Here is a 12,885-nt window from a genome sequence, read left to right on the forward strand (position 1 = left end):
TCCGATAGGCGGCTGGTCATGGGTGTCGATCGTAGTCGGCCCGGCGGTGCGGCCCGCTACGCGACGCGGTTGGCGGCCAGGGACTTTCGGATTGCCGAGAGTTCGCCGACGGTCATGCATGGTGGCTGGCCAATTGCGACACGGTAAAGAAACAGCCATGTTTTGGTCTTGCGTACAACAAAATGTGGCACTATCCCGAAATGGAACCGGCGGTGAGCGAGGGAATCTCCGCAGTTCCGGTAAGTCGAACGCCTGATCTCCGACCGTCGTGAACGGCCGGGTCCGCGCGGACGTCGGGTGTGATTGCTGAGAGTTTGTGGAAAGGGATAGTCGTGGTTACGAGCGCGAAACCTAGACGTGACTCGGACAATGTGCGACCGCCATCGTTCGGCCTGCTGCTGCGTCGCCTGCGCGACGACCGAGGAGTGTCACGGGAACGTCTCGCGTTCAACGCCGGTGTCAGCGCGAGTTATATCAGTCACCTGGAGAAGGGCGATCGCGACCACCCCACGCGCGAAGTCGTGGACGCGCTGGTGCGATATCTCGACCGAATCAATGGACTCTCCCCGGTGGAGCGGCGGCATCTGCTGGATCTGGCCGGACTGGGCGCGGCGGAATTCCCTCCCGTCGACCAGCTGCGCGGTGAGATCAGCGCCGATATGCGGCGGGCGCTGGATCTGCACGAACCACATTTGGCGGCCTACATCGACACCCGGTGGAACGTGCTGGCCTGCAACGACAGTTATGCCCGCGCTTTTCCCGGGCTGGTCGAGGATGTGAACATTCTGCGCTGGTTTCTCGGCAACGAGAAATCCCGGCAGGTGATGGTGGAGTGGGAATCCGAGGTCCGCACCACCGTGCGCTGGCTGCGCGGGCTCATCGGCAGTACCGGCGATACCGCCTGGTCCACCGAATTTCTGGCCGAACTGGGCCGCTACCAACTGTTCCGGGAACTGTGGGACGAGGGGGTCGCCGCCTATGGCCGCGACCGCCCCCTCATGCATCTGCGCGATCCCGCCACCGGCCGCTGCCGGTCGATAGCCGTGCAGCTGTTCAAGGTTTTCAGCGCCAACAATCCGGATCAGATTCAGATCTTCCTCGGTTTGCCGACCTGGTGCGCCGACGACAGCCACCGGGAATGAGTTAGACGGCGGCGGAGGCGTCGGGCGCGATCACCGGCGTCGGCCGGTGCGCGGCGGAGCCGATATCGCGCACCGAGAAGGGGTTGGCCGCCCGTTCCGCCGCTTCGCAGCGTCGTACGAGTCGCACCAGCAGCGGCGTCACCAATTCCGGATGTGTCCACGCCGCACCATGTCCCGCGCCGGGAATGGTGACCACGCCGTCGGCCCCCGGCAGCCCGGCGGCCAGGGCCTCGGATTTCTGGGCGGTGCTGGTGCCGTCGTGGCTGCCGCGCACTACCAGCGCGGGGACGTCGATCTCCGGCAGCCGGTGGGTCAGCGAGCGGCGGTCCATCAGGCAGCGCGCCGCCGTGCGCACCGCCTGCCGGTCGGAGTCGCTCCAGCGCACGGTCCATTCCCGCCAGGCGCGCGGATCCTGGCCGCCGATGAGCTGCGGTGCCAATTCGGCGATCAGCGGTGAAATCGGCTCCGTGCCGCACCAGCGTTCGAAGAAGACTCGATACCAGGCCAATTCGGCCGGTGAGCACTCACCCGCCTCGGTGCTCATGAGCGCCAATCCCCGTACCCGGTGCGGGGCCGCCAAAGCCAGTCGCATGGCCGCGAATCCGCCCTGACTCATTCCGCCGACAATGGCGCGATCGATATCGAGGGAATCCATGACGGCCACGATGTCGGCGGCCAGATCCCAGTAGCTGAATGGTTCGCTCTCGGGTGCCCGAGTGCGTCCGTGGCCGCGCGCGTCGACCGTTACGAGATTGATACCGGCATCAGCCAGAGGTTTGCGCATGGGCTCGAACATCGATTCGTCCATGAGGAATCCATGGGCAAGGACGAGAGCTGGTCCCGCCACCTCCGACGTGCGGAAATGAACGGTGGCGGAACCGGATTGAACATAAGACATGAAGAGACCGTAAGGTCTGAAAGCGGCGGGCAACAGTATTTGCTGACAGAGTGCCGATCTCGGCCGAGTGGCCGCTCTTACGGGTACCAACACTGGTCAGTGTGGGTACTGCTAGGGGTTTGCCCAAACCCGGCCTGCGGGTGGACAAGTCGGACTCGCGGCAGTTGTAATCACCTCATGCATTAGCGGCCTCGATGAGAAGCGGTTCGCTGGAATGCATTTCGATGATCCGGGCAGTCTCCATCAGTTCCGCGGGGCGGCCGTGTTCGAAAGAGAGTTACCGATGTCGAGAATGATCAGGCTGGTTCCGCATATCGCGGTATCCGCCGCGGGGGACCCGAGATTCGGGACTTTCGCCGTATGTGATGGCGAGGGCACGGCGCTGTGGTACGGCCCTTTTTCGGATTACGAACACGTGCATCCGCGTGGTCCGAAGGTGGCCGCGAGTATGGCCGCCGCCACCCGGGCGATATGGCTGGCCGGAAGGGCGTGCGCCGAAACCGGATTACGGCAGGCCGATGTGCAGCTCACCGTTCCCGATCGGGAAGTGGACGCGGCGGTGTTGTTCGGGATGGCGGCCATGGCGGGGATGACGCTGCGGCTGCTGGCCGAATCCGAGAATCCGGCCGGTGACTGGTGTCAGGTTCCGGGCCGTCGCGATTGGCGTCCGGGCACCCTCGCCGCCCTGGTCGAATATCGGGCCGTCGCCGCGCAATTCGCGGGCTGAATTTTACGCACCTCCATCGAAATCCCGATCTCTGTTCGCACAGCAGTACCGAAAGGAACACTATGTTCGACGTCACCACCGCGGAACGGCGCAACGACTTCCGGGTCGATCGCGGCGCGGGTCTGCGCGAAGCCCTGGAAGGGCTGCTACTCCACAATGGCATCGGTTTGGATGCCCGTATGCGTCACGCCATTTCGGCCACCGTGCACCTCGCGGTCGACACCCCCAACGGTCCGCCCGAGGATGCCGAGGAATTCCTCGGCCGCCTCGACGCCGCCTGGTTGCTGGCCGCCTGGGCCGAACACGACACCGAAATGTCGCTGCTCGCCACCTTGGCCGGGGGAGAGGTGCCCGCCCTGTCCTGGTGCGAACTCATGTTCACCACCGCACTCGCGCCCTGGTCGTCCTCCCCGGCGGCCGTGCACGCCCGGCGCATTTTTCTGACCGGCGAGCAGGCCCGGCCGCTCAGTGCGGTCGGCGACTGCGCCATGGGCCGTTAGCGATTCCTTCTCACAGCTTGGAGATGCAGCGATGAAACTGATGTTCACCAAATTCGATGCCGCGTTCGACGCCATTGCGGGCAATTCGGAATTCGAGGATATCGGCTGGCGCGAACGCGGCCTGTGCACGCAGACCGATCCGGAGGCGTTCTACCCCGAGAAGGGCGGCTCCACGCGCGAGGCCAAGCGCATCTGCCACAGCTGCGAGGTCCGGCAGCAGTGCCTGGAGTACGCGATGAATCGCGATGAGCGCTTCGGCATCTGGGGCGGGCTGTCGGAGCGGGAGCGGCGGCGGCTCAAGAAGGGTGAGGCGGCCTGAGGGTGGTCAGTCCGAAGGCGTTCGCAGCAGACAGAATTCGTTGGTCTCCGGATCGGCCAGCACCACCGCCGGATTGTTGGTCTGGGGTACCGAGCTGACCGGCACCGCGCCCGCGGCCCGCAACCGGGCGGCCTCTTCGGCGGGATCATCACTGGGGAAGGCGATGAGATCCAGATGTAGGCGGCCCCGGTCGGGGCAGACCGCGGGGGTGCGAAGGAATTCCAGCCAGGGGCCCTGCCCGGTGGCCGAGCGAATTCCGGCGTAGCGCGCGGTGTCGTGGGTGACCGGCCACCCCGAGGCGGTGGACCAGAATTCGGCCAGCCGCAGCGGATCGCGGGTATCGACCACGATGGCGGCCACCGCACCCGTATCGACGTAGTGCTCGCGCGGTTCGAGGACACAGAACTCATTGCCCTCGGGATCGGCCAGCACCGACCACGGCACCGCGCCCTGCCCGATATCCAGGCGTCTGGCGCCCAGCGACAGCGCCCGATCCACCTGCACCCGTTGATGATCCAGCGATCTACTGGCCAGATCCAGATGGATGCGGTTCTTGGCGGACTTGGCCTGCCGACCGGGTAGGAAGGTGAGGGCGACATCCGGGCCGTCGGGATCGGGGGCGGCGACATCGACCTCGGCGGGCCGGTCCACCGTCACCTCCCACCCGAGTAGCTCGGCCCAGAACCGGGCCACGGACCTCGGTTCGGCCGAATCGAACACCACGCACGCCAGCCGGGTGGACATGCAACAACGGTAACCGCAGCCCAGGCCCCCGCGCGGCGCGTTCGGCCGATCCGAACCTATGTGTTGGCTGAGGATTCATGCGAACCGAAAGCGCGCGCGGCGCAGGTCGACTCGATCGTCGAGCAGTGGGCAGCCCTCCTCGGCGAGGCGGCGCAGCTGTCGCCCCGCGAGGTGCGGTGCGGGTCTGCCGTCGGCGCGCAGCACGCGGTGCCACGGTAGGTCGGCGGAGTCGGTGCGCATGATCCAGCCGACCGTGCGGGGTGTGCTCAGCCCCGCCGCGGCGGCGATATCGCCGTAGGTGGCGACGCGGCCGGGCGGGATGGCGGCGACGAGTTCCCGCACGCGTTCGATATCGGCGTCGGTGGTGGCCATGGCGCGCTCCTCGGGACGGTGGTTCAGAGCAGTGTGCGCAGCAGGGCGGCGACCTCGGCGGGCCGAGCCTGGGCCACCATGTGGTCGCAGTCGAATTCGTGTACGGCCAGGCGGTCGCCGAGGTGCGCGGCGAGCGCGGTGCGAAAGGCCGGGGTGACGAAGGGCGGACGCACCTTCATCGCCTGCACCAGCAGGGTCGGCAGATCGGCGGGCGGCAGCACGAACTCGCGGGCCAGCTGTCCCCAGTAGGACAGGATCGCGGGGAGGAACAGTCGCCAGGCGACCCGGCCCTCGGTACTCGGCACCAGATGCTCGGCGAGCTCCTCCTCGAGCACCGCCGGGTCCACCTCGGCCCACGCCGTCTCCAGTTTGTCGAACCGGGCCGCCTCGAGATTCTCATAGTCGGGATGTTCGAGCACGCTGGCCGCGATCGTGCGCAGCAGCTCGGGGTCGAGGGCGATCGCGGGGTCGAGCAGCGCCAGCGCGCGGACCAGATCGGGTCGGGTGCGCGAGAGGTGGAGCGCGACCGCGCCGCCGAACGAATGCCCGACCACCACCACGGGTTTGCTGGTCTCGCTTTCTAGCAAATTCTCTAGATCAGCGACGATCGTCTCGAAATCCCAGGGCGGCAGGGAGGTGGATCGTCCGTGTCCCCGCAGATCCGGAGCCACCACCCGAATTCCGGGCAGCTGCTCCTCGGCCAGGGCCCGCCAGCGTCTGCCGTGTCCGGTGAGTCCGTGCAGCGCAAGCACAATCGGCCCTGTCGAGGGGCCGAAACGATGGACATGAAGATCGGACATCGCCCCATTCTGCCGTGTGGGTACGACAGGCGCCGAGGGGCGGGAGGGTGCTACGGGGGCTTATGGGGTTTCGGTGACGCGGCGGGAATGTTGCGCACTTCACTCGGCGAAGACCGGGCAAACATATGTGTCGGGGGCGTCTGTTGAAATAGCCCACGTGATGCGATCGGATAGCTCGGTGCGATTGGTGCGCCGGGTCGAGACCGCGTCCCCCTCTCGGGAGTGGGACGCCGACGTCCGGGAGCTCTTCGCCGAAATTGGAATGGATCCCGGCTGGCGGCCGTGGCAGGTGCTCGGCGGCCCCGGAACCGGCAAGACCGCGCTGCTGGTGGATCTGGCGGCGGCGCGCATCGCGGCGGGCGCGGATCCCGAATCGATCTTGATTCTCACTTATTCGAAGCGTGCGGCGACCGCCGTGCGCAATGCGCTCACCGTCCGGGTGGCGGCGGGCGATCCGGAACTCGGCGGGGTGCCGGGCGCGACCCGGGGACCGCTGGTGCGCACGGTGCACTCCTACGCCTTCGGGATTCTGCGCGCGCACGCCGCCGAACACGGCAATCCGCCGCCGCGGCTGCTCACCGGATCCGAACAGGACATCGTGCTGCGCGAGCTGCTGCGCGGTGAACTCGCCGACGGGGCGCACGACTGGCCGGAGCGACTGCATCCGGCGCTCACCACCACCGGATTCGCCGAACAGTTGCGCGACCTCATGTTGCGGGCCACCGAACGCGGCCTCGGACCCGAGGACCTGATCGAACTCGGCCGCAACCACCAGCACCCCGAATGGGTGGCGGCGGGCCGCTTCGCCGAGCGCTACGAGCAGACCATGCTGTTGCGCTGGTCCGTCGGCATCGAGGCCCCGGAGGCCAGCGCCCCGGCGCTCGACGCCGCCGAACTCGTCGGCGCGGCCATCGACGCGTTGATTCTCGATCCGGAGTTGCTGGCGACCGAGCGCACCCGCATTCACCATGTGCTGGTCGACGATGCCCAACATCTGGATCCGCAAGCGGCCGAATTGGTTCGGGCCATCGGTAGCGGTCCCGCGACCACCGTGCTGGCGGCCGATCCGGATCAGGCGGTCTTCACCTTCCGGGGCGCGGATGCGCGGTTCGCCGCCGACCCGGGGGCTCCGCCGGAGCGCCGAATCATCCTGCGCCGCAACCATCGCAATGCCCCGGCTATTCAGGATGCGGTGGCGCGCATCGCCGCTCGGCTGCCGGGAAACAGCGCGCACCGCACCGCACCGGTGCGGCCGCACGAGGATGTCGAAGGAGACGGCGGCAGTGCGGTTCTCGCGGGCGAGGTGCAGGTGCGTGTCCTCACGACGCCCGCCAAGGAGGCCGCGCTCATCGCCGATCACCTGCGGCGCGCGCATTTGACCCACGGTGTCCCGTGGTCGCGGATGGCCGTCGTCGTGCGGTCGATCCCCCTGTCGCTGGCTCCGCTGCGCCGCGCGCTGCTGGCGGCGGGCGTGCCGGTGCGGCAGCCGCCGCCGGATGTGCCGCTGGCCCGGCGGCGCGGTGCGGCGTGGGCGCTGCTCGCGCTGCGGGCGGTCATGGCCAGTGATCCCAGTCGGCTTCCCGGCCCGCGGCTGTCGGTCTTCACCGCCGACGACGCGCTCGACCTGTTGGCCGGGCCGCTCGGCGGTGCGGACCAGATCAGTCTGCGCCGCCTGCGGCGCGGTATTCGCCGCAGTGTGCTGGAACTCGGCTATCCGAATAGGCGGCACGGCGACGAGACGGAAGACAATGTCGGCGAATCGGATTCGGAGGCCGCTGAGCCCGAGGACCGGCCCGAGCGCTATGCCGACCTCGACCGCTCCTCGGCGGAGATTCTGCGCGATCTGCTGATCGGGGTGGGCGACAAGGCGATTCTCGATCGGCTCACCGACGTGGAGGCCGCGCCGCTGCGCCGGGTCATGAAGGCGGTGGGTCGTGCGCGGGCCGCGCGCCGCAAAGGCGAAGGGCTCGAGGAGATCCTGTGGGCCGTGTGGACCGGGTCGACCCTGGAGCGGCGCTGGGTCGGGCAGTCCGAGCGCGGGGGAGCGGTCGGCATGCAGGCCGACCGCGACCTGGACGCGGTGGTCGGGCTGTTCGAGGCGGCCGCCGCCTATGTCGACCGACTGCCGCACGCCACCATCGAAGGTTTCGTGGAATACCTGGAGCAGCAGGAGATTCCGCAGGACAACGCGCCGCACACCGACCCGGGTGAGGCGGTGACCATTGTCAGCGCGCACGGCTCGGCGGGCCGGGAATGGGACACCGTCGTGGTCGCCGGTGTGCAGGAAGGGATCTGGCCCAATCTGCGCCCGCGTGGCACCCTGCTCGGGGTCGAGGACCTGGTGGATCTCCTCGCGGGCGTGCGGGGCAGCGGTGAGCGGGTCAGCCGCGCCGCGCCGCTGCTCGCCGAGGAGCGGCGGTTGCTGTTGGTCGCGTGCGGGCGGGCGCGGCGGTCGCTGCTGGTAACGGCGGTGGAATCGGTGACCGGTGACCAGGACGCGACACCCTCGCGTTTCCTGGCCGAACTCGACGCCGACACCGACCACGGTGAGCCGGGCAGGGTTCCGACCCCGGTCGATCCCGGCCGTGCCCTGGCCATGCACGCCCTCATCGCCGAATTGCGCGGTGCCGTCTGCGATTCCGAGACCGATCCGGAGCGGCGCGCCCGCGCCGCGCGCCAACTCGCGCGGCTGGCCGCGGCCGGAGTGCGCGGCGCGCACCCCGACGAGTGGTACGGCACGGTGGACCTCAGCTCCGAGAACCCGTTGTGGGAGACCGAAGACGGGGCCATCGCGCTGTCACCCTCCACCGTCGATCAGCTCAAGACCTGCCCGCTGCGCTGGGCGTTGGAGCGGCACGGCGGCAGCGACGGCGACAATGTGCACGCGCTCAAGGGCAATCTCGTGCACACCCTGGTGCAGGCCCTCGCCGGGCAGGTCGACGAGACACAGGTCAAGCACGCGCTGGTGCGGGCGTGGAAGAAGGTCGACCCCAGCTCCCGCGAGGGCGAGAACTGGCACTCCCGACAGGAATTGCGCCGCACCGAGACCATGGTCGACACCTTCCTGGCGTGGCTGCGCAATACCCGCGACGAGCTCACCGCCATGGGCGTCGAGGTACCCATCGACCTGGTGCTGTCCCCGCGCGGACCCGATGAGCTGCCGGTGCGGATCAAGGGGCGCGTCGACCGCGTCGAACGGGATGCCTTGGGCCGCTTCGTCATTGTCGATGTGAAGACCGGCAAGACGCCTATCTCCAAACAGGCCGCCGAGGATCACGCCCAGCTCGCCACCTATCAGGTCGCCGCCGCCGAGGGCGCGCTCGGCGAGGGGGAGCCCGGGGGTGCGCGGCTGATCTATGTCGCCAAACCCAGTGCCAAGGAGGGCGCGACCCAGCGCATGCAGCCGCCCTTGGACGCGGAGGGCATCGACCAGTGGCGGGGCGTGATTCACGAGGCCGCCGAATCCACCAGGGGCCCCAGCTATCTCGCCATGCGCAATGACGGCTGCCGTCACTGCAAGGTCGCGGGCAGCTGCCCGGTGCAGGACACCGGGCGGCAGGTGACCGACGAGTGACTGCCGCCTCGCACAGCGAATCCGGGGGCGGGGCGACGGGTGGGCGGATCACGCCGCGGCAACTCGCCGACGCACTCGGCCTGCCGCCGCCCACCGACGAACAGGCCGCCGTCATCGCCGCGCCGCCCGGCCCCACCCTGGTGGTGGCGGGCGCGGGGGCGGGCAAGACCGAGACCATGGCCGCGCGCGTGGTGTGGATGGTCGCCAACGGCCTGGTCGAACCCGAACAGGTGCTGGGGCTGACCTTCACGCGAAAAGCCGCCCAGCAGTTGACCTCCCGTATTCGCACCCGGCTGGCGCGGCTGGCCGGTTCGCCGCTGGTGCGCGATATCGACCCCACCGGCCACCTGCGCGCGCTGCTCGGCGGCTCCGAACCGGAGATCAGCACCTACCACTCCTACGCGGGTCGCCTGCTCACCGAACACGGCCTGCTCATCCCGGTGGAACCCAATGCCACCCTGCTCACCCAGACCCAGCTGTGGCAGTTGGCCTACCGCGTCGTCTCCACCTGGGACGGTGACCTCGACACCGACCGCAGCCCCGTCTCGGTCACCGAAGCCGTCCTCGCCATCTCCGGTCAACTCGCCGAACACCTGGTCCACCCCGACCAATTGCGCGACGCCCACCGCGAACTCGACCGCCTCGTCCACACGCTCCCGGCGGGCCCCAAACAGCGCGGCGGCCCCAAGAAGGCCCTCCTCGACCTGCTGGAAGTCCAACACGAGCGGGTAGCCCTGCTGCCCCTCGTGGAACGCGTCGCCGAAGAACTCCGCCGCCGCGGCGCCCTCGACTTCGGCGCGCAGATGTCTCTCGCCGCGCGCCTGGCCGCCGACCACCCGGAGGTCGCCGCCGCCGAACGCGCCCGCTTCCGTCTCGTCCTCCTGGACGAATACCAGGACACCGGACATTCCCAGCGCATCCTGCTCGCCTCGCTGTTCGGCGGCGGCGCGAGCCAGTCGGAGCGAGGGCGGTCGGGGGCCGAGCAGCACGACATGGTTGCGCACGCCTCCTCGCGTCCCGGCGACAACGGCGACTTCGGTGGGTACGAATCTTCCTCGCCGGTGGACGATCTCGACGGCCTCGAGGGTGGGCACGCGTCGGCGAAGGATGGGGATTTCCGGACGGAGGGCAGGGCCGCTCGTCACGGTGATCGACGCGGCGAACCCGACCGCCGGAATGCGGGCGCGAGCGATCCCTCGGACTCTCGCGGCGACGCCGCGGATGTGCGCGGGCGAGGCGGCCAGCCGCTGGCGGTGACCGCGGTCGGTGATCCGATGCAGTCCATCTACGGTTGGCGCGGCGCCTCGGCGGCCAACCTGCCGAGGTTCGCGACCGACTTCCCCTGTGCGCCAGGGGTTCCCGCGCCGATCCTGCCGTTGCTCACGAGTTGGCGGAATCCGCCGGAGGCCCTGGATCTCGCGAATCTCGTCGCCGACCCGCTGCGGGAGCGGGCGGCGCGAGGCGGTGGTGTCACCGTGGACGCGCTGCGGCCTCGGCCCGATGCCACACCGGGGGTGGTGGCCTTCGCACTCACCGACACCGTTGCCGACGAACGGGATTGGGTCGCCGAGCGGATCGCCGCCGAGTGGGAGGCGGCCGCCGACCAGGACGAGCCGCCGCCCACCTCGGCGGTGCTGGTGCGCCGCAATGCCGATGCCGCTCCGCTCGCGGAAGCCTTGCGGGAGCGGGGTTTACCGGTGGAGATCGTCGGCCTCGGCGGGTTGCTGCACACGCCCGAGGTCGCGGATATCGTGGCGACACTGCGACTGATCGCCGATCCGTCGGCGGGCAGCGCGGCTATTCGCATTCTCACCGGTGCCCGGTGGCGCATCGGGGTGGCCGATATCGCCGCGCTGTCGCGGCGCGCGCGAGAGCTGTCCATTCGGCAGCCGGGCGGGCAGAACGCCGCCATTACCGATACCGCCGCCCTGGACGACGCCCTGCGGGAGGTCGCGCCGGAACCCTCGGAGCAGGCGGGCCTGGCCGACGCGATCGCCGATCCCGGTGCGGCGGACCGGTATTCGCCCCAGGGCTTCGCCCGTATCGTCGCGCTCGGCCAGGAACTCGCGGCCCTGCGCGAGCGCGGCGGCCAGCCGCTGGCGGAGCTCGTCGCCGATGTCGAACGCACCATCGGCGTGGGTGTGGAGACCCAGGCCCGCCGCGCCACCGCCGGTGCGGGCGCGGGCCGCGAACACCTCGACGCCTTCGCCGAAGTGGTCGCCGGTTACGCCGCCGACCACCGGTCCTCGCTCACCGGCCTGCTCGCCTTCCTCGCCGCCGCCGAAGAGGTCGAGAACGGTTTGGAGCCAGGCGAAGTCGAGGTGGCGCGCGATCGGGTGCAGGTGCTCACCGTGCACGCCGCCAAGGGCCTGGAATGGGAGGTGGTGGCGGTCCCGCACGTGGTGGACGGCACCTTCCCGTCCGGCACCGGCACCGGCACCGCCACCTGGCTCGGCGCGCTCGCCGAACTCCCCACCTCGTTGCGCGGCGACCGCCAGCGCGACGACGCCACCGACGGCGTCCCGGTGCTCGAACTCGACGACATCCACGACCGCGCCGACCTCGAACACGCCCTCGACGCCCACAAGAAGGCCCTCGCCAGCCGCCGCCTCGACGAGGAGCGCCGCCTCTTCTACGTCGCCCTCACCAGAACCGAACGCGCCCTGTTCGTTTCGGCGCACCACTGGGCCGAGACCGGTGCCAAGCCCAAGGGTCCCTCCGCCTTCCTGCTCGACCTCAAACAGGCCGCCGAACAGCCGGGCCCCCGCGCCCGCGCCCTTCGCATAGATCGCTGGGACGATCCGCCGCCCCCCGACACCGCCAACCCCTTCACCGACAACCCGCCCACCGCCTTCTGGCCGCGCGACCCCCTCGGCGCGCGCCGCGCGGATGTGGAGAACGCGGCCGAGCTGGTCCGCACCGCCCTCGCCGCCGCGCGCGAGGAACAGCTGCGCGAATCCCGCGGCGTACAAACCGAATTGGATCTCGGATTCGGTGACGAGCCGACCGATCCCGACGAGCCGGATCCCGCCTACCTCGACGCCCTGCTCGACCCGTACGCCGACGACCCCGACGGCTGGGAAGCCGATGTCGACGCCCTGCTCGCCGAACACGCCGCCGCCGAACAGACCACCCGCGAAGTCGAGCTGCCCGGCCAACTCCCCGCCACCGCCCTCGTCGACCTGCACGCCGACCCGGACAAGCTCGCCGCCCGCCTGCGCCGCCCCCTCCCGTACCCGCCCAGCCCCTTCGCCCGCCGCGGCACCGCCTTCCACGCCTGGCTGCAACGCTGGTTCGGCGCGACCCGCCTGCTCGGCCTGGACGAACTCCCCGGCGCGGCCGACACCGGCGACACCGACGCCGACCTGGTCCGCCTCCAGGAATCCTTCCTGGCCTCCCCGTGGGCCGACCGCAATCCGATCGAGGTGGAGGTCTCCTTCGAAACCACCTTGGCGGGCACCGTCATTCGCGGCCGCATCGACGCCGTCTTCCGCGAACCCGACGGACGGTGGATCGTGGTCGACTGGAAGACCGGAGCCGAACCCACCCCCGCCGACGAACCCGCCGTCGCCGTCCAGCTCGCCGTCTACCGCCTCGCCTGGGCCCGCCTGCTCGCCCAGCGCACCGGCGCCACCGAGGCCGAGATGCTGGACCGGATCGACGCCGCCTTCCACTACGTCCGGACGAATCGGACCATCGCCCCGGAAAACCTCCCGGGCCCAGCGGAACTGGCGCACCTCATCGGCACCGCCGCGCCCGCCGATCCCGAAACTTCCACCGACAACGCGCCGTAGCGCGGCGGCGGCGCG

Annotated in this window: 10 protein-coding genes; 6 read left to right on the plus strand and 4 right to left on the minus strand. The window is 69.7% G+C overall.

From position 1 onward, the window contains the following. Nucleotides 1-371: 371 nt before the first annotated feature. Nucleotides 372-1,142, plus strand: coding sequence for a helix-turn-helix transcriptional regulator (locus tag ACIBH2_RS18195; RefSeq protein WP_397118774.1), 771 nt, complete (start codon nt 372-374; stop codon nt 1,140-1,142). A gap of 1 nt (nt 1,143) precedes the next feature. Here the strand turns inward: ACIBH2_RS18195 and ACIBH2_RS18200 are convergent, their stop codons facing one another. Continuing rightward, nucleotides 1,144-2,040, minus strand: coding sequence for an alpha/beta fold hydrolase (locus ACIBH2_RS18200; protein ID WP_397118776.1), 897 nt, complete (start codon nt 2,038-2,040; stop codon nt 1,144-1,146). Nucleotides 2,041-2,332: 292 nt separating this feature from the next. On the opposite strand from ACIBH2_RS18200, the gene ACIBH2_RS18205 reads away from it, so the two are divergent. From ACIBH2_RS18205 to ACIBH2_RS18215, 3 genes are all read left to right on the plus strand, one after another. Further along, the gene (locus ACIBH2_RS18205; RefSeq protein WP_397118778.1) at nt 2,333-2,767 is read left to right on the plus strand and encodes a hypothetical protein; all 435 of its coding nucleotides are present in this window, start codon (nt 2,333-2,335) and stop codon (nt 2,765-2,767) included. A gap of 62 nt (nt 2,768-2,829) precedes the next feature. Beyond that, nucleotides 2,830-3,267 (plus strand): hypothetical protein, encoded by a 438-nt coding sequence (locus ACIBH2_RS18210; protein WP_397118780.1) that lies wholly within the window; start codon nt 2,830-2,832, stop codon nt 3,265-3,267. A gap of 40 nt (nt 3,268-3,307) precedes the next feature. Then, nucleotides 3,308-3,586, plus strand: coding sequence for a WhiB family transcriptional regulator (locus tag ACIBH2_RS18215; RefSeq protein ID WP_397120856.1), 279 nt, complete (start codon nt 3,308-3,310; stop codon nt 3,584-3,586). A gap of 6 nt (nt 3,587-3,592) precedes the next feature. On the opposite strand, the gene ACIBH2_RS18220 is transcribed toward ACIBH2_RS18215, so the two are convergent. The 3 genes from ACIBH2_RS18220 to ACIBH2_RS18230 all read right to left on the minus strand — a co-directional run bounded on the left by ACIBH2_RS18220 (nt 3,593) and on the right by ACIBH2_RS18230 (nt 5,502). Further along, nucleotides 3,593-4,330 carry a VOC family protein gene (locus tag ACIBH2_RS18220; protein WP_397118782.1) on the minus strand — a complete coding sequence of 246 codons (738 nt, stop codon included), beginning with the start codon at nt 4,328-4,330 and terminating at the stop codon, nt 3,593-3,595. A gap of 75 nt (nt 4,331-4,405) precedes the next feature. Next, nucleotides 4,406-4,702, minus strand: a complete 297-nt coding sequence (locus tag ACIBH2_RS18225; protein WP_397118784.1) for an MGMT family protein — start codon at nt 4,700-4,702, stop codon at nt 4,406-4,408. Nucleotides 4,703-4,725: 23 nt separating this feature from the next. Then, nucleotides 4,726-5,502 carry an alpha/beta fold hydrolase gene (locus ACIBH2_RS18230; RefSeq protein ID WP_397118786.1) on the minus strand — a complete coding sequence of 259 codons (777 nt, stop codon included), beginning with the start codon at nt 5,500-5,502 and terminating at the stop codon, nt 4,726-4,728. Between the two features lie 160 nt (nt 5,503-5,662). Between ACIBH2_RS18230 and ACIBH2_RS18235 the strand changes: the two genes are divergently transcribed. Both ACIBH2_RS18235 and ACIBH2_RS18240 read left to right on the plus strand, forming a co-directional pair. After that, nucleotides 5,663-9,076, plus strand: coding sequence for an ATP-dependent helicase (locus tag ACIBH2_RS18235; RefSeq protein WP_397120858.1), 3,414 nt, complete (start codon nt 5,663-5,665; stop codon nt 9,074-9,076). Continuing rightward, a complete protein-coding gene (locus ACIBH2_RS18240) occupies nt 9,073-12,870 on the plus strand; it encodes an ATP-dependent helicase (protein ID WP_397118788.1) in 3,798 nt (1,265 codons plus the stop codon). The genes ACIBH2_RS18235 and ACIBH2_RS18240 overlap by 4 nt, the downstream gene beginning before the upstream one ends. Nucleotides 12,871-12,885 lie beyond the last annotated feature (15 nt).

The sequence above is a fragment of the Nocardia sp. NPDC050406 genome, assembly GCF_044459025.1.
Lineage (GTDB): Bacteria > Actinomycetota > Actinomycetes > Mycobacteriales > Mycobacteriaceae > Nocardia.